Source organism: Bradyrhizobium sp. CIR48 (assembly GCF_014198315.1).
Classification (GTDB): domain Bacteria; phylum Pseudomonadota; class Alphaproteobacteria; order Rhizobiales; family Xanthobacteraceae; genus Bradyrhizobium.
This window is the reverse complement of sequence record NZ_JACIHG010000002.1, coordinates 706,400-725,112: the sequence shown is the minus strand read 5'-3', so window position 1 is coordinate 725,112 and position 18,713 is coordinate 706,400. Positions and strand designations below refer to the sequence as shown.

Genomic DNA, 18,713 nt, shown 5'->3' with positions numbered 1-18,713 from the left:
GGCATCCCGGTCGCTCCGTGCCCCCACAATGGCCCAGCTTGCGACGACGTTTCGCCAGTTTCCGACTCGTTGCGCGAGGCAGCTTGATCCAGATCAAGTGCGCGAAATATCTCCAACCTGGTCCTGGCGACTCTTTGATGATGTCATTGCATCCATGCTTTGCCCGACGATGCCGCGCCTCGGAAGCAGCATGCAGCTCGACCGCTGCCGCAGCTTCGCAGCAGTCTGGTCGCGCGTCGGCAAAGCTCGTGACTTGCGAGCCAGACCTGTGCGGCATCGATGATTCTCGGAAGAATGGCATCGTGCCAGTTTTTCGCCCGACCAGGCAGCCGAGACGACTCTCGCCCGCGCGTAAGCCATTGATTTCACAGCCCCCGTCTACTGTGCATGGGGTTGTTTTCGCGATTTTTGTTTTGGAGGGGCTAGCCGGCGCCCAGCGCCACCGCGACGTTGTAGGTCAGGAGGCTCGCGGCATAGGCCAGCACCAGCATGTAGGTGAAGGTCACGGCCATCCAGGTCCAGCTTCCGGTCTCGCGCCGGATCACGGCCAGCGTCGAGGCGCATTGCGGGGCGAAGATGTACCAGGCCAGCATCGACAGCGCGGTGGCGAGCGACCATTTCGTCGCCAGCACCTGGCCGATCTGCTCGGCCGCTTCCTTGCCGCCTTCGATCGCATAGACGGTGCCGAGTGCCGCGACCGCGACCTCGCGCGCCGCCATGCCCGGGATCAGCGCGACCGCGATCTGCCAGTTGAAGCCGACCGGGGCGAGCAGCGGTTCGAGTGCCTTGCCGATCATCGCGGCGAGGCTGAAGTCGATCGCGGGTTCGGTCGCGCCCGCCGGAGGCTGCGGGAACGAGGCCAGGAACCAGATCAGCACCATCATCGAGAAGATCGTGGTGCCGGCGCGGTACAGGAACATCTTGGCGCGGGTGAAGATGCCGATCACGATCGATTTCAACCGCGGCATCTTGTAGTCCGGCAGCTCGAGCATGAACGGCGCCGGCGCATAGTCGCGCAGCATGAAGAACTTGATCAGGAACGAGACGAGAAGCGCGCTGATGATGCCGCAGGCATAGAGGCCGAACATCACGAGGCCCTGCAGGTTGATGAAGCCCCAGACGTCCTTCGCAGGGATGAAAGCCGAGATGATCAGCGTGTAGACCGGAATACGCGCCGAGCAGGTCATCAGCGGCGCGATCAGGATCGTGGTCAGCCGGTCGCGCTTGTTGTCGATCACGCGCGTCGCCATGATGCCGGGAATGGCGCAGGCAAAGCTCGACAGCAGCGGAATGAAAGCGCGGCCGTGCAGGCCGGCGCCGCCCATGATGCGGTCCATCAGGAACGCGGCGCGCGCCATGTAGCCGAAATCTTCCAGCAGCAGGATGAACAGGAAGATGAGGATGATCTGCGGCAGGAACACGATGACGCTGCCGACGCCGGAGATCACGCCATTCTGCAGGAAGCTCTGCAACAGGCCGTCGGGCAGGGTGGCCTGCACGAGCTCCCCGAGCCCGTCGAAGCCGGACTTGAGCACGTCCATTGCCGGTTGCGCCCAGGCGAACACCGCCTGGAACATCACGAACAGGATCAGCGCGAGCACGACGAGGCCGCCGACCGGATGCAGCACGATCGCGTCGATCCGCGCGGTCCATGTGTCGGGCCTGGCAGGCAGGCTGACGCAGTCGGCGATGATGCGGTCGGCCTCGCGCTGGGTCGCGCGCAATTCGGAGACACTGAGCGCGCGCCAGTTGTTCGCCTCCGCCTCGGCGGCGAGCTTTGCCGAGACCTCGTCGGTCAGCTTCAAGAGGTCGGCGGTGCCGCCCTTGCGCACCGCGATCGAGGTGACCACGGGCAGGCCGAGCTCCTTGGCAAGCCGCTCCGTGTCGACGGTGATGCCGCGGCGGGCCGCGATGTCGAACATGTTGAGCACGAGCAGCATCGGCCGTCCGGTGCGCTTGAGCTCGAGCAGCAGGCGGATGGTCAGCCGCAAATTGGTCGAATCGGCCACGCACAGCACGAGGTCGGGCACGGTCTCGCCGGAGGCCTTGCCGAGCACGAAGTCGCGGGTGATCTCCTCGTCCGGGCTGCGGCCGCGCAGCGAATAGGTGCCGGGCAGGTCGACCACCGAGACCTGACGTCCCAGGGGAGTGACGAAGAAGCCTTCTTTGCGCTCGACGGTGACGCCCGGATAGTTCGCGACCTTCTGCCGGCTGCCGGTCAGGGCATTGAACAGCGAGGTCTTGCCGCTGTTCGGCGTGCCCACCAGGGCGAGATGCAGCAGGGGTAATTCCATGGAATCACTGGTCCGGGATCAGAGGTCCGGTCGCTGTCTAGGCGACGATGATGGCCATGGCCTCGCGGCGTCGGACCGCAATCGTGATGCTGTCGACCCGCACGGCGATCGGGTCGCGCCCGACCAGCCCCTCGTGCAGGACCTCGACCCGGGCGCCCTCGACGAAGCCGAGCTCGATCAGGCGGCTCTCGAGCTCGATGTCGGAGAGCGCCGAGCCCGCCTCGCGAGCGGAAAGATGCTGGATGACGCCGGTATAGCCGCGCTGGGCCAGACCCAGCGGCATGTGCGGGCGCGTGTCATTGGTGTCGGTCATGCCCTGTATTTTCAACGCAAGGCATTGAGGTCAAGCGCGCGCGCTCGCTGAAACCGCACCTTAGAGTGATTTTAAAGTGCAGGTCGCGGAGCGCCGTCGAAGGCGCCCCGGCGCCTACTGGGCCGCGACCTTGTCCGGCTGGGGGGCCATGGCCCGGCTCTTGAAGTAGTCCAGCACGAACAGGCGGATCGCCGACGACAAATTGCCCTGCTGGCGGTTGTTGTCGATCTCGCCGACCAGCTCGGACAACGTCATGTTGCGCAAGCCGGAGATCTCCTTCATGCCGTTCCAGAACGCCTCTTCCAGGCTGACGCTGGTCTTGTGCCCGGCGACGACGATCGACCGTTTCACGACGGGCGACTTCATGGCTGCTCCTCGCGATCGATCTGGTGCTGGTCCAACTGATGCTGGTCCAGATGCGCCTTCGCCTTGTCCGCGCGCGTCTCCTGCGCCGACCGTTCCGCCTTCGTGCGGCCGAACTTCGTCCGGTTGGCGTCCGCCTGCTTCGCCGAGGCTTCCCGTTCGGCGCGCTTCCTGAAACGATTCAGGTTGATGACGTTCCCCATGCCGCGTCTCCATCATCCGATCCTTTCCAGGCAGGATGAAACACTCAGAAACAGGGTGCCGCACTGCGCCCCACAAGACTTGATCGCCATTCGCTTGTCCTCGTCAATCGGCCTCTCGGGCCATCAAACGATGAATTTCGCCCCCGTCGAGGGGCGGAAGGGCTGCGTAGCACGCCGTCCTGCCGGAACATTGACGGTAATCAAATCCCGCCCCCAAAGCCGCACATTTCTAGGGCGACGAGCGTCCGTATCATTACGGATGGCTATCGGAATTCGGAGTTCTATCCCGGGCTGGTCATCTTCTCGGGGCGGACCAGGCGATCGAACTCGTCGGCCGAGACGAAGCCGAGCCGCAGCGCCTCCTCCTTCAGCGTGGTGCCGTTGGCATGGGCCGTCTTGGCCACCTTGGCGGCGTTGTCGTAGCCGATCTTCGGGGCGAGCGCCGTCACCAGCATCAGCGAACGCTGCATCAGCTCACTTATGCGCTTTTCGTCGGCACGAATGCCGCTCACGCAATGCTCGGTGAAGGATCGCGCCGCATCCGCCATCAGGCGGATCGAGTGCAGCATGTTGTAGGCGAGCACGGGCTTGTAGACGTTGAGCTCGAAATGGCCCTGGCTGCCGGCCACCGTGATCGCGGTGTGATTGCCGAACACCTGGCAGCACACCATGGTCATCGCCTCGCACTGGGTCGGATTGACCTTGCCCGGCATGATCGAGGAGCCCGGCTCGTTCTCCGGCAGGATCAGCTCGCCAAGCCCCGAGCGCGGGCCTGATCCCAGGAGGCGGATGTCGTTGGCGATCTTGAACAGCCCTGTCGCGACCGAGTTGATGGCGCCATGCGCCAGCACGTAGGCGTCGTTGGAGGCCAGTGCCTCGAATTTGTTGGCGGCGCTGGTGAAGGGCAGCTTCGTGATCCCGACCACGTGCTTGGCGAAAAGCTTCGCGAAGCGCGGCTTCGAGTTGAGGCCGGTGCCGACGGCGGTGCCGCCCTGCGCCAGCGGATAGAGGTCCTTCACCGCGCTCCTGAGCCGGGCGATGCCGCTTTCGACCTGCGCGGCATAGCCGGAAAACTCCTGGCCGAGCGTCAGGGGCGTGGCATCCTGCGTATGAGTCCGGCCGATCTTGACGATTTTTGCGAACGCTTTCTCCTTCTTGCGCAGCGCGCGGAGCAGCTCATCGAGCGCAGGAATGAGGTCGGCATTGATGCGACTCGCGGCCGCGACATGCATCGCGGTCGGGAACGAATCGTTCGACGATTGGCTCATGTTGACGTGATCGTTGGGATGCACCGGCTTCTTGGCGCCGAGCTCGCCGCCGAGCAGCTCATTGGCGCGGTTTGCGATCACCTCGTTGAGGTTCATGTTGCTCTGCGTGCCCGAGCCGGTCTGCCACACGACAAGCGGGAAATGGTCATCGAGCTTGCCCTCGATCACTTCGCGCGCGGCGCGGATGATGGCGCCCGCGCGGCGCCGGTCGAGCAGGCCGAGCTCGAGGTTGGACTGCGCCGCCGCGAGCTTGACGATGCCGAGCGCGTGCACGAGCGAGATCGGCATGCGGTCGGTGCCGATGCGGAAGTTCTGGCGCGAGCGCTCGGTCTGCGCCCCCCAATAACGATCGGAGGGGACCTCGATGGGGCCGAAACTGTCGGTCTCGATGCGGGTGTTGGGGCGGGCAGTCTTCGAGCGGTCAGTCTTCGAGCGGGCAGTTTTGGCCATGAGCACATCCATCCTGCCGCCCGAAATGCCGCGCGGCCGTTTCATGTGCTCTTCTATATAGACAGTTTGGCCGGGCGCGATGGCTTCGGCCCCAACCTAGATCATTTCTTGCGGAAACGATCGAGCCGCACGACTTCGGCGCCGCCCTGGTTCGGAGCCGCAGGCTCCTCCGTGCCTTCCGCCGTTTCAGTGGCAGGCGTCTGCACGGCGACGGCCGACGGCGCGGGAGCTGTCGGCAGCGTCTCGGGCGCGACCTCGGCGACGTCGGACGTGTCGAACTGCAGGCCGAATTTCACGGACGGATCGAGGAAGCTCTTGATGGCGCTGAACGGCACGATCAGCCGCTCCGGAATGCCGCCGAAGGACAGGCCGACCTCGAAGCGGTCCTCGAGCACGGTCAGGTCCCAGAACTGATGCTGCAGGATGATCGTCATCTCTTCCGGATATTGCGCCAGCAGCCGCGGCGACAGCTTCACGCCCTCGGCCTTCGACACGAAGGTGATGAAGAAATGGTGCTCGCCCGGCAGGCCCTGGGCCGCGGCATCGGTCAGCACCTTCCGCAGCACGCCGCGCAGCGCGTCGCGGGCCAGCACATCGTATCGGATATGATCGGTCGCCATGGTGGTCCTGTTGCATCCCCGAAGCCGGACCGTGCCGACCCGACTCGCCAAGCCGCAATAGTACCGCGCCTGACGGGTCAGCAGGAGTCCCCGCCGGGGAAGAAATCAAGAGTAAAGTGGAGGCTTCTGTTGCCAGGTGCCTCCGAACCCCGCCTAACGGAGCTTAACCCGTTAGGACTTTAAGATGGTCTTTCAAACTGCGTTACGCAGCCTGAGCAACCGGAGCAAAGTTGTCGTTGGCAACTATTGCAGTAGCCCGATAACGGCGGAACAATACCGGGAAAAAGTACGCCCTTTACGCCCTCGTCGATCCTATTTCGCCCCCGCCAAAGACCGCTTCGGGATGACCCGTTGGTGGGCTTTGGTGGAGGCGCCGGGTACCGCCCCCGGGTCCGAATGGTTTATTGCGACGACCGTTTATTTCCATAGCCGGCGAACCGGCAGCCCCAATATAGGGCGCAAAGGGTTTGAAAAACAGGGGGTTTTGAACGTTCCCGCGCAGTTCCCTTGGGATAGGTTCCGGACGGAGGCGCGACTGGCCTTAGCGACGCCGCGGCCGGCGTTCTAAGCTTCTGAGATGTCCGAGGATTCAGCACCGGCCGGCCGAGCGCCAGGCCTGTTGCTGCCGCCGACGCTGATCATGACGATGCTTGCGATCATCTACGCCCGTTACGGCGACCTCGACGTGCTGCGCCGCAGCCTCGCCGGCATCTCCTGCGCGGCGGTAGGCCTCGTGATCGCAGTAGTGGTCCGCATGATGACGCCGCTGCTGAAGCGGACGGATCCCCTCGCATTGATCCTGATGGCCGGCGTGTTTCTCGCATCGGCGTGCTTCGCCTGCCGCTTCCGGCGGTGCTGCTGATCGCGATCCCCGTCGGTGTCGGCGCCACTTTTTTCCTGCGGCGGAAAGTAGCAGCATGAAGCCCGAGAATCCGATCTGGGCGCTGATCTCCACCTTTGGACTGATGTCGCTGTTCGCGGTCGGCGGCGCCGCGGCGGCGATGGCCGAGATGCACCGCATCGCGGTCGAGGTGCATCACTGGATGACCGACAAGCAGTTCACCGACGCCTACGCGATCGCGCAGCTCTCGCCAGGTCCGAACGTGCTTATCGTGACCTTAATCGGCTATGCCGTCGCCGGCATCCCCGGCGCACTGGCGGCGACGGCTGGCGATGTGCCTGCCGACGGCGCTGCTTGCTTATTATGTCAGCCGCCTCCTCAATCGGCCCAGCAAATCGCGCTGGCCCGGCTTGATCCAAGCTGCACTGGTTCCGCTTTCGATTGGATTGATGGCGGCAAGTGCCTTGATCCTGGCCCAGTCGACCGATCGCACAATTGCTGCAGTGCTTCTGACCGCAATGGTTGCGGTGATCGCCGCGGTCCCGCGCATCAATCCACTCTGGCTCCTGCTCGCCGGGGGACTGTTGGGTTTTGCTGGCATTGTGTAATGAAAATCGCTAGGCAGTGATCCGGGCGGGGGACCCAGTTCCAGCCGATTTAGAACAACAGTGCTCGTGACTTACCGGTCGCGGAGGAGACATGCATGGCCGATACGATGGGCCACACGGCGACAGCCACCCGAAATACCAAGGTGGCGCTCGGCTTCTGTCTGCTGGCGATTGCGCCGCAGATTTTCGAATTCATCTGGTCGATAGGGACGATTTTCGGTTGGGGCGCGGGACGCGGCCCGGCCACGGTCGTGATCAGCCACGTCACCGCGTTGCTCGCCGGCGCGCCCAGTACGTTGATGGGAGCGGCCACCGGTGACACCAAGAAGGCGTCGTCCGAGGTGCTGCTGGCGCTGATCTATTCCTATCCGATCTTCGTGGTCGCGATCGTCACGCTGTTCATGACCATCAGGTCGGCGCAGGACTATGTCGGCGGGGTCATCCTAATGGCGCTGGCCCTGTTTGCGCTGTGGGCCTCGAGCGATCTGCAGGGGATGCGCGGCTTCTCCTTCGGCGCCGGCACCGCGCCGCGGATGTTCGGCGGACTGCTGGTCGCCTTGTCCGCCGGCATCGCCCTGACCGGACTTCTGACCGATGGGCCGACGATGGCCCATTACTCGTGGCGCGGGCCGCTGTTCGTGATGGCCGCGATCCTGTTCTTCGCGCTGGCGATCCGGCCGCTCGGCCTCGTGGTCACGGCCTTTGCGAGCTTCATGATCGCCGCGACGGGGTCGCATGAGACGCGCTGGCTGGAGGCCGCCATCGTCGGCGCCTGCCTGACCATCGGCTGCGCGATTCTATTCCCCTACGTGCTCGGGTTGCCGATGCCGATGTACCCGCGTTTCATGATCCAGTGAGGGTGTGATGGATATCTTTGCCAACCTCGCTCACGGTTTTGCCGTCGCGCTGACCCCGATCAACCTGCTGATGTGCCTGATTGGGGCGCTGGTCGGCACCCTGGTCGGCGTGCTCCCGGGCATCGGCACCATCGCCACCGTCGCGATGCTGCTGCCGATCACCTTCGGATTGCCGCCGGTTGGCGCGCTGATCATGCTCGCCGGCATCTATTACGGCGCCCAGTATGGTGGCTCGACCACGTCGATCCTGGTCAATATTCCAGGTGAGGCGACATCGGTCGTCACCGCTATCGACGGTCACCAGATGGCCAAGCAGGGCCGTGCCGGCCCGGCGCTGGCGATCGCGGCGATCGGCTCGTTCTTCGCCGGCTGCGTCGCGACCGTGCTGATTGCCCTGCTCGGCGCGCCGCTGACCAAGCTCGCGCTGGCGTTCGGTCCGGCCGAGTATTTCTCGCTGATGGTGCTCGGCCTGATCTTCGCGGTCGTGCTGGCCAAGGGTTCGGTGCTGAAGGCGATCGCGATGATCGTGTTCGGCCTGCTGCTGTCGATGGTCGGCTCGGACATCGAGACTGGCGCCTCGCGCATGGCCTTCAACATTCCAGAGCTCGCCGACGGCCTCGGCTTTGCGACGGTGGCGATGGGCGTGTTCGGCTTCGCCGAGATCATCCGCAATCTCGACCATGGCGCCGAGATGAACCGCGATCTCGTGCAGCAGAAGATCACCGGCCTGATGCCGACAAAGAAGGACCTGCTCGACTCGACGCCGCCGATCCTGCGCGGCACCGTGCTCGGCTCGATCCTCGGCATCCTCCCCGGCGGCGGCGCGGTCATCGCCTCCTTCGCGGCCTACACGCTCGAGAAGAAGCTCGCCAAGAACCCGTCGCGGTTCGGCCGCGGCGCGATCGAGGGCGTGGCGGCGCCGGAAAGCGCCAACAACGCTGCGGCGCAGACCTCCTTCATCCCGCTGCTGACGCTCGGCATCCCGCCGAACGCGGTGATGGCGCTGATGGTGGGCGCGATGACCATCCATGGCATCGTGCCGGGTCCGCAGGTGATGCAGAAGCAGCCCGACCTCGTCTGGGGCATGATCGCCTCGATGTGGATCGGCAATCTGATGCTGATCATCATCAACCTGCCGCTGGTCGGAATCTGGGTCCGGTTGCTTCGCGTGCCGTACCGGCTGATGTTCCCCTCGATCGTGATCTTCTGCGCGATCGGCATCTACTCGGTGAACAACGCGCCGGTCGACGTCATCCTTGCCGGCGTGTTCGGTCTCGTCGGCTACTGGCTGATCAAGCACGATTTCGAGCCGGCACCGCTGCTGCTCGGAATGGTGCTCGGACCGCTGATGGAAGAGAACCTGCGCCGTGCGCTGCTGATCTCGCGCGGCGACTGGAGCGTGTTCCTGACGCGTCCGCTGTCGGCGGTGCTGCTCGCGATCGCGGCGAGCCTGCTGCTGCTCACGGTGCTGCCTGTGTTGCGGTCGAAGCGGGACCAGGTGTTCACCGAGTCTGAGAACTAGGGCATGATCCGGAAAAGTGTCAGGCGGTTTTCCGGAAAGATCATGCTCACGTGAAAAGCCGCCTGCGTCGGCGCGCCGCATTCGGAAGTCGAATCGACTTGTGTTACGGCTTCGTGAAATGAAAATGCCGGCCTTTGGGCCGGCATTTTGCTGTGTCCAAGGGAACGACGGGGATCGACATGACCTTCATTCGCGCGCTCACGAGCGCATGTGCCGCAGCGCTCGCCTCGCTGTGCGCTTTTGTTGCGCCGGCTGAGGCGCAGACTTATCCGACGCGCAGCATCACCATGATCGTGCCGTTTGCGGCTGGCGGCCCGACCGACGTCGTCGCGCGCATCGTCACCGGGCATATGGCGCAGACGCTGGGACAGAGCATCATCATCGAGAACGTGGTCGGCGCCGGCGGCACCACCGCAACCACCCGCGCCGCGCGCGCGGCCAATGACGGCTATACGCTCATCACCGGGCATATGGGCACGCATGCCGCCTCGGTGCCGCTCTATCCCAAGCTCGCCTATCATCCCGAGAAGGATTTCGAGCCGATCGCGCTGCTCGCGGGCACCCCGATCCTGATCCTCGCGCGCAAGGACTTTCCGCCGAAGGATTTGAAGGAGTTCGTGGCCTATGTGAAGGCCAACGCCGAGAAGGTGAATGCTGCCCATGCCGGCGTCGGCTCGGTCTCGCACGTTTCCTGCGAGCTCCTGCACTCGATCCTCGACATCAAGCCGGTCGGCGTGCCCTTCAACGGCACGGGACCTGCGATGAACGCGCTGGTGGCGGGGCAGGTCGACTACATGTGCGACCAGATCGTCAACGCCGTGCCGCAGATCAATGCCGGGACCATCAAGGCCTATGCGATCGCAACGCCGGAGCGCAATCCGTCGCTGCCGAACGTGCCGACCACGGCAGAAGCGGGCCTGCCGAAATTCCAGGCCCAGGCCTGGAATGCGATGTTCGCACCCAAGGGAACTTCGCCGGCGATTCTGGCCAGCCTGAACGCTGCGGCCAGCAAGGCGCTCGACGACGAGACCGTGAAGAAGCGCCTGCTCGAGCTCGGCAGCGTCATCCCGGGCCCTGCGGAGCGGACGCCGGAGGCGCTGGCCACCCTCGTCAAGAACGAGATCGCGAAATGGACCCCGGTGCTCAAGCCGGCAACTTAGGCAGTGCGATCAAGCCGATAGGGCAAGGGGCGGGACCTGGGTTCCGCCCCTTGTCGTTTGCGCCGGGACCACTCACTTTTCCGGGTATAATCTGAGCGGACAGCGAATCGCCGCTGTTGCAGCGCGGGGGCGGCCGCTAAGTTCGCCGCCTCCCCAAAGGCTCAGTCGCACATGCACCAGTATCAGGACCTGCTCGAGCGGATTCTTTCAGACGGCGCCGAGAAGACCGACCGGACCGGTACCGGCACGCTCTCGGTGTTCGGTCATCAGATGCGCTTCAATCTGTCGGCCGGCTTCCCGATGCTGACCACCAAGCGGCTGCCGCTGAAGGCAATCATCCACGAGCTGCTGTGGTTCCTGAAGGGCGACACCAACATCAAATATCTGCGCGACAACGGTGTCACCATCTGGGACGAATGGGCGGATGCCAATGGCGATCTCGGCCCGGTCTATGGCCATCAATGGCGCTCCTGGCCGGCGCCTGACGGCCGCAGCATCGACCAGATTGCGAACGTGGTCGACATGATCAAGCGCAATCCGGACTCGCGCCGCCTGATCGTCTCGGCGTGGAATCCAGCCGAAGTCGACAAGATGGCGCTGCCGCCGTGCCATTGCCTGTTCCAGTTCTACGTCGCAGGCGGCAAGCTGTCCTGCCAGCTCTATCAGCGCTCGGCCGACGTCTTCCTCGGCGTGCCCTTCAACATCGCCTCCTATGCGTTGCTGACCATGATGGTGGCGCAGGTCACCGGCCTGAAGCCCGGCGACTTCGTACATTCGTTCGGCGATACCCATCTCTATTCCAACCATCTGGAGCAGGCCCGGCTTCAGCTCACGCGCGCGCCGCGCGCGCTGCCGGTGATGCGGATCAATCCCGATGTGAAGGACATCTTCTCCTTCCGCTTTGAGGATTTCGAGCTCGTCGGCTACGACCCGCATCCGCACATCAAGGCGGAAGTCGCGGTTTAGCGCCGATGTCGCTCAACATTCGCCGTGTGCGCCCGGGCGAAGCCGGGCTCGTTCTCGCTTTCATCCGAGAGCTCGCCGAATACGAAAAACTCTCGCACGAGGTCGAAGCGACCGAGGCCGACATCGCCGATGCGCTGTTCGGCGAGCGACCGCAACTCTATTGCGCGATCGCCGAGTGGGACGGCGAGCCGGTCGGCTTCGCGGTCTGGTTTACAAATTTCTCCACCTTCAGTGGCCGTCACGGCATCTATCTCGAGGATCTCTACGTGCGGCCGTCGCATCGCGGCAGGGGGCTCGGCAAGGCGCTGCTGGTTTATCTGGCCAAGGAATGCGCCGATAACGGCTGGTCCCGCCTGCAATGGGCGGTGCTCGACTGGAACGCGCCGTCGATCGCGTTCTACAAATCGCTCGGCGCGGTGATGATGGACGATTGGACGCTGTGCCGCGTCACCGGGCCGGCGCTGACGCGGCTTGCCGGGAGTGCGCCCTGATGGAGATCGTCTTCGTCGTCGCGATCGCGGAGAACGGCGTCATCGGCGCGGGCAACGCGATCCCGTGGCGATTGAAATCCGACATGGCGCGCTTCAAGGCGCTCACGATCGGCAAGCCCGTGATCATGGGCCGCAAGACCTTTGAATCATTGCCCCGCCGTCCGCTGCCGGGCCGCACGAACATCCTTATCACGCGCGATGCGGATTATCGCGCCAATGGTGCCATCGTCACGACGTCGGCCGCGGACGCCGACACGGTCGCGCGCGGCGATGCCCTGCGGCGTTCGGTCACTGAGATCGCGGTGATCGGCGGCGCCGAGATCTTTCGGCAATGGCTCGATCGCGCCGATCGCCTCGAAATCACCGAAGTGCATGCGCGACCCGATGGCGATACGTATTTCGACATCGACAAGGCGGAATGGGACGAGGTGGGACGTGTCCGCCATCCTGCCGCAGGCGAGGACAGCGCCGACTTCTCCTATGTGACATATCGTCGGCGGCCGCGCCATTAACCGCATTCGTCAATGTTTACATTGACTTTTTCGAGCCCGAGCATAGCTCGGAAGACGGGCACCGCTGCGTTGTAAGGGACTTGCCTGTCCCCTATAAAGCCGGACCGGACAAAGCGGGCGGGGGCAATTCCACCCTGCCGAGGAGAGCGTCGAATGCCGTGGAAGAATCAGGGCGGTGGCCCATGGGGCTCGGGTCCGAAGGGACCATGGGGCTCAGGCCCGCAACCGGTCGGGCCGAGGCCGCCGGATCTGGAAGACCTTCTGCGGCGCGGCCAGGACCGCCTCCAGCAGATCATGCCGGGAGGCTATTTCTCCGGCATCGGCATCACGCTGATCGTGCTGCTGATCGTCGCGTTCTGGCTGCTGTCGGGCTTCTTCCGCGTACAGTCCGAAGAGCTCGGCGTCGTGCTGCGTTTCGGCAAGCATGTTCGCACCGTGCAGCCGGGCCTGAACTATCATCTGCCCTATCCGATCGAGACAGTGCTGCTGCCCAAAGCGCTGCGCGTCAACACCATTTCGATCGGCATGACGCTGATCGACGATCCGGCGCGGCGCGGCCGCTCCATTCGTGACGTGCCGGAAGAGAGCCTGATGTTGACCGGCGACGAGAACATCGTCGACGTCGACTTCACCGTGCTCTGGCGCATCAAACCGGACGGCGTCGGCGACTTCCTCTTCAACATCCAGAATCCCGAGGGCACCGTGAAGGCGGTCTCCGAGAGCGCGATGCGCGAGGTGATCGGCCGCTCGCAGATCCAGCCGATCCTGACCGGCGCACGCAACGTCACCGAGCAGGGCGTGCAGGAGCTGATCCAGAGGACGCTGGACAGCTATGGCGCCGGCATTCAGGTCACACAGGTGCAGATGCAGAAGGTCGATCCGCCGGCGCAGGTGATCGACGCGTTCCGCGACGTCCAGGCGGCGCGCGCCAATCTCGAGCAGTTGCAGAACGAGGCGCAGACCTACGCCAACCAGGTGGTGCCGCAGGCGCGGGGCCGCTCGGCCAAGATCCTGCAAGACGCCGAAGGCTACAAGGAGCAGGCGGTCGCCGAGGCCAAGGGCCAGAGCGCGCGCTTCCTGAAGGTGTACGAGGAATACAAGAAGGCGCCCGACGTGACGCGTGAACGGATCTATCTGGAGACGATGGAGCGCGTGCTCGGCGGCGCCGACAAGCTGGTCTATGACGGCGGGCCCTCGGGCCAGGGCATCGTGCCCTATCTGCCGCTCGGCGAACTGACGACCAAGCGGCCGCCTACCACCGGTCCGCAGTCGAGCGGAGGCAACCGATGAGGTCCCCGGTCACAGGTTTCGTCACGCTGGTTGGGCTCCTGCTGGTCGTGATCGTCGGCTACATGTCGCTGTTCACGGTGCAGCAGACCGAGCAGACCATCGTGCTCCAGTTCGGCCGGCCCGTCGACGTCGTCACCGCACCCGGCCTGCACTTCAAGGCGCCGTGGAATTCGGTGATCAACATCGACAAGCGGATCCTCGATCTGGAGAACCCGTCGCAGGAAGCGATCGCCTCCGATCAGAAGCGGCTCGTGGTCGACGCCTTCGCGCGCTACCGCATCAAGGATGCGCTGCGCTTCTATCAGAGCGTCGGCTCGATCCAGGCTGCCAACATCCAGCTGACCACGCTGCTGAACGCGGCGCTGCGCCGCGTGCTGGGCGAGGTCTCCTTCATCAACGTGGTGCGCGACGACCGCGAGAAGCTGATGCAGCGCATCCGCGACCAGCTCGATCGCGAGGCCGATGGCTACGGCATCCAGGTCGTCGACGTCCGGATCCGCCGCGCCGATCTGCCGGAGCAGAACAGCCAGGCGGTCTATCTGCGCATGAAGACCGAGCGCGAGCGCGAGGCGGCCGAGTTCCGCGCGCAGGGCGGCCAGAAGGCTCAGGAGATCAGGTCCAAGGCCGATCGTGAGGCGACCGTCATCGTCGCCGAGGCGAATTCGCAGGCCGAGCAGACCCGGGGCGCCGGCGATGCCGAGCGCAACCGCCTGTTCGCCGAAGCCTACAGCAAGGATGCCGACTTCTTCGCCTTCTACCGGTCGATGACGGCTTACGAGAACGGGCTGCGTTCGAACGACACCCGCTTCCTGCTGCGGCCGGACTCGGATTTCTTCCGGTACTTCAGTAACCCGTCCGGCAAGACGGCGACCGAGACGCCGGCGAAGCCGTAAGTTAGACAAAGGGCGGCGGATCTCGCCGCCCTTCGTCCAGACAAGAACAGCATAACGGGAGGTTCCAATCCGATGAGGTCCATTGCGTTCGCCGACTTCCTCATCGGCTTGGGCATCCTGTTCGTGCTGGAAGGCTTGATGTTCGCGGCAAGTCCCAACTGGATGCGCAAGGCCATGAAGAGCGCCATCGCCACGCCGGACAACATCCTGCGGGCGGTCGGGATCGGTTCGGCCATCGTCGGCCTGGTCCTGATCTGGGTCATGCGGCGCCCCATTTAGGCGGCGCGCCAACGCCAAAGTGAAGGCGAGAGACCGGTTTTCGCCGTATTATCGGGGTGTTGAGGCCCATTAACCTGCGCGCTTGCGCCGTCCCCCCGTCAAGCGCAGTCTGGCGCCGAATCCCTCTCTCTGGAGATCACAATGACCGCTGCCACCATTGCCCCGTCCCGCTCGCGACTTGGTGTGCGAATTGGGCTGGCCGCGCTCGCCGTCGCTGCTGTCAGCGCGTTCGGCTCGCCGGCTTATGCGCGCGGACCGGAGGGCATCGCCGACGTCGCCGAGAAGGTGATCGACGCGGTCGTCAACATCTCGACCTCACAGACCGTCGAGGCCAAGGGCGGCGGCAGCAACGCCATGCCGCAATTGCCGCCCGGCTCGCCCTTCGAGGAGTTCTTCGACGACTTCTTCAAGAACCGCAAAGGTCCGGGCGGCAGCAGCAAGGGTGGCGAGCGCGGCGACGGCGGCCCGCCGCCGCGCAAGACCAACTCGCTCGGGAGCGGTTTCATCATCGACACATCGGGCGTCGTCGTCACCAACAACCACGTCATCGCGGATGCGGACGAGATCAACGTCATCCTCAACGACGGTACCAAGATCAAGGCCGAGCTGGTCGGCGTCGACAAGAAGACCGACCTTGCAGTCTTGAAGTTCAAGCCGACCAAGCCGCTGGTCGCGGTGAAGTTCGGCGATAGCGACAAGCTGCGTCTCGGCGACTGGGTGGTCGCGATCGGCAACCCGTTCAGCCTGGGCGGCACGGTGACGGCCGGCATCGTCTCGGCCAAGAACCGCGACATCTCCTCGGGTCCCTATGACAGCTACATCCAGACCGATGCCTCCATCAACCGCGGCAATTCCGGCGGTCCGCTGTTCAACCTCGATGGCGACGTCATCGGCGTCAACACGCTGATCATCTCGCCCTCGGGCGGCTCGATCGGCATCGGCTTCGCGGTGCCGTCGAAGACGGTTGCGGGCGTCGTCGACCAGCTCCGTCAGTTCGGCGAGCTGCGCCGCGGCTGGCTCGGCGTGCGGATCCAGAGCGTCACCGACGAGATCGCCGAGAGCCTCAGCATCAAGCCGGCGCGCGGCGCGCTGGTTGCGGGCGTCGACGACAAGGGCCCGGCCAAGCCGGCCGGCATCGAGCCGGGCGACGTCGTCGTCAAGTTCGACGGCAAGGACGTCAAGGATCCGAAGGACCTGTCCCGCGTCGTCGCCGACACGGCGGTCGGCAAGGAAGTCGACGTCATCATCATCCGCAAGGGCAAGGAAGAAACCAAGAAGGTCACCCTCGGCCGTCTCCAGGATCCCGAGAAGGTGCAGGCCGCGGTGAAGACCGACGAGCCCGCGCCCGAGAAGCCGGTGACGCAGAAGGCGCTCGGCCTTGATCTTGCGGCGCTGAACAAGGATCTGCGCACCCGCTACAAGATCAAGGAGAGCGTCAAGGGCGTGGTCGTCACCAATGTCGACGCGAATTCCGACGCCGCCGAGAAGCGGCTCTCCGCCGGCGACGTCATCGTCGAGGTCGCGCAGGAGGCCGTCTCCAGCGGCGCCGACATCCAGAAGCGGGTCGACCAGCTCAAGAAGGACGGCAAGAAGTCGGTGCTGCTGCTGGTGTCGAACGCCGACGGCGAGCTGCGGTTTGTCGCGCTGAGCGTGCAGTAGCCGTTGGCCGGTGCCGTAGGGTGGGCAAAGCGACTTGTCCGCCGTAGCTCGACGAGCGAAGGCGGAAGCGTGCCCACCACCTCTCGCCGTCGGAGAAAGATCGTGGGCACGGCGCTTTGCGCCTTTGCCCACCCCACGGCTGCGGACCGCGCCGCGAGGGAGGCTACCCCTCCACGAACTCGTCCCGCCGATACCCCTGCGCATACAGCAGCGCGGTGAGATCGCCGTGGTCGATCCGCGCCGCCGCAGCCGCCGCTACGGCCGGCTTGGCGTGATAGGCGACGCCCAGCCCCGCGGCCTGGATCATTGCGAGATCATTGGCGCCGTCGCCGACCACGACCGAATCGATGTCGTCGAGATCGAACGACTCCATCAGATCCACCAGCGTGGCGAGCTTCGCCGCGCGCCCCAAAATCGGCTCCTTCACCTCGCCGGTGAACTTGCCGTCGCGCACGACCAGCTCGTTGGCGCGGTTCTCCTGGAAGCCGATCTTGGCGGCGACTGCGGTCGTGAACAGCGTGAAGCCGCCGGAGACGAGGCAGGTATAGGCGCCATGGGCGCGCATGGTCGCGACCAGTTCGCGGCCGCCCGGGGTCAGCGTGATGCGCTTGGCCAGCACCTCATCGACCACGCCGGCGGGCAGGTCCTTCAGCAGCGCGACGCGCTCGCGCAGTGCCGGCTCGAACTCGATCTCGCCGCGCATGGCGCGTTCGGTGATGGCGGCGACGTGGGCCTTCATCCCGACGAGATCGGCGAGCTCGTCGATGCATTCCTGGCCGATCATGGTGGAATCCATGTCGGCGAGAAAAAGCTTCTTGCGCCGGGCGCCGACTGGCTGCACGACGATGTCGACGGGCAGGTCGCCGCGAAGCTCGCGGAGCCGCTGCTCGATGGCGTGACGGTCGGCTTCGAGGTTACTGTCGGTGCCGAAGGGAATGTCGACCGCAACCCCGTCGAACAGCCAGTGCGCGGGAGCTGCCTGGGGCAGCACGGCGCGGGCGCCATCGACGATGGTGGAGTCGAGCGCGGGATTGTCGGGATTGCAGATCAGCGTGGCGACGAGGGACATTTGAGGTTTTCGTGAGCGAGGGGCAAGTCAGCAGAAGCCATGTTGGCAAGGCTGTGCTTATCGCAGGCCCGACCGCCAGCGGCAAGTCGGCGCTGGCGCTGGAGCTTGCCCTCAGCACGGACGGGGTCGTCATCAATGCCGATTCCATGCAGGTCTATCGTGACCTGCGCATCATCACGGCGCGCCCCACACAAAACGAGGAAGCGCGCGCGCCGCATCGCCTGTACGGTCATGTCGATGCAGCCGTGAATTTTTCGGCCGGTGCCTGGGTGAGTGATGCCGCCACGGCGCTCGACGAGGCAAAAGCGGAAGGCCGTCTGCCGATCTTCATCGGCGGCACCGGACTCTATTTCAAGGCACTGACGGCGGGGCTCTCCGTGGTGCCGCCAATCCCTGCCGAGGTGCGCGAGGACGTGCGCGCGCGGCTGGAACGCAATGGCGTCGAGGCGCTGCATGCGGAACTGGCGCGTCGCGACCCCAGTGCGGCCGAGCGATTGAACCTGCGTGACCGCACCCGGATCGCGCGCGCGCTCGAAGTGGTCGAGGCGACCGGCCGCTCGCTGCTCGACTGGCACCAGGAGGGCCAGCCGCCGCTGCTGCCGAAGGACAGTTTTCGCGCGGTATTTCTCGCACCCGAACGGGACGAGCTCTATGCCCGTATCGATGCCCGCTTCGACGCCATGCTGGGCGCCGGCGCGCTGAGTGAGGTTGAGCGACTTGCCGCCAGAAACCTCGATCCATTGCTGCCGGCGATGAAGGCTCATGGCGTGCCGGCCCTGATCCGGCATCTGCGCGGTGAGCTCAGCCTGGAGCAGGCCGCCACCACCGGCCGCGCCGACACCCGCCACTATGCCAAGCGGCAATTCACCTGGTTCCGGCACCAATTGCCGGAGTTCGAATGGGTGAAGCCCCGGGAGGCGAGGGGATGGCTCGCCGCCATGTGAACGCGGCCCGCGACCCCGCCTGAGGCGCTTTTCTGTCCGGGTTCCCGAATTTACCTCTCGCCGAACCCGGGGAACACCGGTACACTGCCAAAATCGCGCGGGAACGGCCGC

At 64.9% G+C, this 18,713-nt stretch carries 17 protein-coding genes, 1 other RNA gene and 3 pseudogenes; 13 read left to right on the top strand and 8 right to left on the bottom strand.

The window, feature by feature from the left end; translation table 11 throughout:
• Nucleotides 1-422: 422 nt before the first annotated feature.
• The 7 genes from GGD66_RS09830 to ssrA form a co-directional block, all read right to left on the bottom strand.
• Nucleotides 423-2,294: a ferrous iron transporter B gene (locus GGD66_RS09830; protein ID WP_183257526.1), complete on the bottom strand. Its 1,872-nt coding sequence runs from the start codon at nucleotides 2,292-2,294 to the stop codon at nucleotides 423-425.
• A gap of 37 nt (nucleotides 2,295-2,331) precedes the next feature.
• Nucleotides 2,332-2,607, bottom strand: coding sequence for a FeoA family protein (locus tag GGD66_RS09825; RefSeq protein ID WP_018319701.1), 276 nt, complete (start codon nucleotides 2,605-2,607; stop codon nucleotides 2,332-2,334).
• Nucleotides 2,608-2,721: 114 nt separating this feature from the next.
• Nucleotides 2,722-2,973, bottom strand: a complete 252-nt coding sequence (locus tag GGD66_RS09820) for a ribbon-helix-helix domain-containing protein (protein WP_018319702.1) — start codon at nucleotides 2,971-2,973, stop codon at nucleotides 2,722-2,724.
• Nucleotides 2,970-3,173, bottom strand: coding sequence for a DUF4169 family protein (locus tag GGD66_RS09815; RefSeq protein WP_018319703.1), 204 nt, complete (start codon nucleotides 3,171-3,173; stop codon nucleotides 2,970-2,972). Before GGD66_RS09815 ends, GGD66_RS09820 begins: the two co-directional genes overlap by 4 nt.
• Before the next feature lie 281 nt (nucleotides 3,174-3,454).
• Nucleotides 3,455-4,903, bottom strand: a complete 1,449-nt coding sequence (gene fumC, locus GGD66_RS09810; protein WP_183257619.1) for a class II fumarate hydratase — start codon at nucleotides 4,901-4,903, stop codon at nucleotides 3,455-3,457.
• A gap of 89 nt (nucleotides 4,904-4,992) precedes the next feature.
• A complete protein-coding gene (locus GGD66_RS09805; protein ID WP_183257525.1) occupies nucleotides 4,993-5,511 on the bottom strand; it encodes an SspB family protein in 519 nt (172 codons plus the stop codon).
• Between the two features lie 115 nt (nucleotides 5,512-5,626).
• Nucleotides 5,627-5,992, bottom strand: a transfer-messenger RNA (tmRNA) gene (gene ssrA / locus GGD66_RS09800).
• A gap of 132 nt (nucleotides 5,993-6,124) precedes the next feature.
• Here ssrA and GGD66_RS09795 point away from each other — a divergent pair.
• The 12 genes and pseudogenes from GGD66_RS09795 to GGD66_RS09740 all read left to right on the top strand — a co-directional run.
• Nucleotides 6,125-6,432, top strand: a pseudogene (locus tag GGD66_RS09795) (chromate transporter); the annotation flags it as partial.
• Nucleotides 6,429-6,960, top strand: a pseudogene (locus GGD66_RS09790) (chromate transporter). The pseudogenes GGD66_RS09795 and GGD66_RS09790, both read left to right, overlap by 4 nt.
• A gap of 95 nt (nucleotides 6,961-7,055) precedes the next feature.
• The gene (locus tag GGD66_RS09785) at nucleotides 7,056-7,817 is read left to right on the top strand and encodes a tripartite tricarboxylate transporter TctB family protein (protein ID WP_183257524.1); all 762 of its coding nucleotides are present in this window, start codon (nucleotides 7,056-7,058) and stop codon (nucleotides 7,815-7,817) included.
• Nucleotides 7,818-7,824: 7 nt separating this feature from the next.
• On the top strand, nucleotides 7,825-9,339 hold the full coding sequence (locus GGD66_RS09780; protein ID WP_026202241.1) for a tripartite tricarboxylate transporter permease: 1,515 nt from the start codon (nucleotides 7,825-7,827) through the stop codon (nucleotides 9,337-9,339).
• 179 nt (nucleotides 9,340-9,518) lie between these two features.
• Nucleotides 9,519-10,499, top strand: a complete 981-nt coding sequence (locus GGD66_RS09775) for a tripartite tricarboxylate transporter substrate binding protein BugD (protein WP_018319710.1) — start codon at nucleotides 9,519-9,521, stop codon at nucleotides 10,497-10,499.
• Between the two features lie 171 nt (nucleotides 10,500-10,670).
• Nucleotides 10,671-11,465 (top strand): thymidylate synthase, encoded by a 795-nt coding sequence (locus GGD66_RS09770; protein ID WP_018319711.1) that lies wholly within the window; start codon nucleotides 10,671-10,673, stop codon nucleotides 11,463-11,465.
• Between the two features lie 5 nt (nucleotides 11,466-11,470).
• Nucleotides 11,471-11,956, top strand: a complete 486-nt coding sequence (locus GGD66_RS09765; protein WP_183257523.1) for a GNAT family N-acetyltransferase — start codon at nucleotides 11,471-11,473, stop codon at nucleotides 11,954-11,956.
• Nucleotides 11,956-12,468, top strand: a complete 513-nt coding sequence (locus GGD66_RS09760) for a dihydrofolate reductase (protein WP_183257522.1) — start codon at nucleotides 11,956-11,958, stop codon at nucleotides 12,466-12,468. The genes GGD66_RS09765 and GGD66_RS09760 overlap by 1 nt, the downstream gene beginning before the upstream one ends.
• A 153-nt stretch (nucleotides 12,469-12,621) precedes the next feature.
• Nucleotides 12,622-13,758, top strand: a complete 1,137-nt coding sequence (gene hflK / locus GGD66_RS09755) for an FtsH protease activity modulator HflK (RefSeq protein WP_018319714.1) — start codon at nucleotides 12,622-12,624, stop codon at nucleotides 13,756-13,758.
• Nucleotides 13,755-14,651 carry a protease modulator HflC gene (gene hflC / locus GGD66_RS09750; protein WP_018319715.1) on the top strand — a complete coding sequence of 299 codons (897 nt, stop codon included), beginning with the start codon at nucleotides 13,755-13,757 and terminating at the stop codon, nucleotides 14,649-14,651. Before hflK ends, hflC begins: the two co-directional genes overlap by 4 nt.
• Nucleotides 14,652-14,723: 72 nt before the next feature.
• Nucleotides 14,724-14,930: a DUF2065 domain-containing protein gene (locus tag GGD66_RS09745; RefSeq protein ID WP_018319716.1), complete on the top strand. Its 207-nt coding sequence runs from the start codon at nucleotides 14,724-14,726 to the stop codon at nucleotides 14,928-14,930.
• Between the two features lie 141 nt (nucleotides 14,931-15,071).
• Nucleotides 15,072-16,589, top strand: a complete 1,518-nt coding sequence (locus GGD66_RS09740; protein ID WP_092253339.1) for a Do family serine endopeptidase — start codon at nucleotides 15,072-15,074, stop codon at nucleotides 16,587-16,589.
• A gap of 163 nt (nucleotides 16,590-16,752) precedes the next feature.
• On the opposite strand, the gene serB is transcribed toward GGD66_RS09740, so the two are convergent.
• Entirely contained in the window at nucleotides 16,753-17,658 is a 906-nt protein-coding gene (gene serB, locus GGD66_RS09735; protein ID WP_183257521.1) for a phosphoserine phosphatase SerB, read from the bottom strand.
• Nucleotides 17,659-17,669: 11 nt separating this feature from the next.
• Between serB and miaA the strand changes: the two are divergent.
• A pseudogene (gene miaA / locus GGD66_RS09730) lies at nucleotides 17,670-18,625 on the top strand (tRNA (adenosine(37)-N6)-dimethylallyltransferase MiaA).
• Nucleotides 18,626-18,713 lie beyond the last annotated feature (88 nt).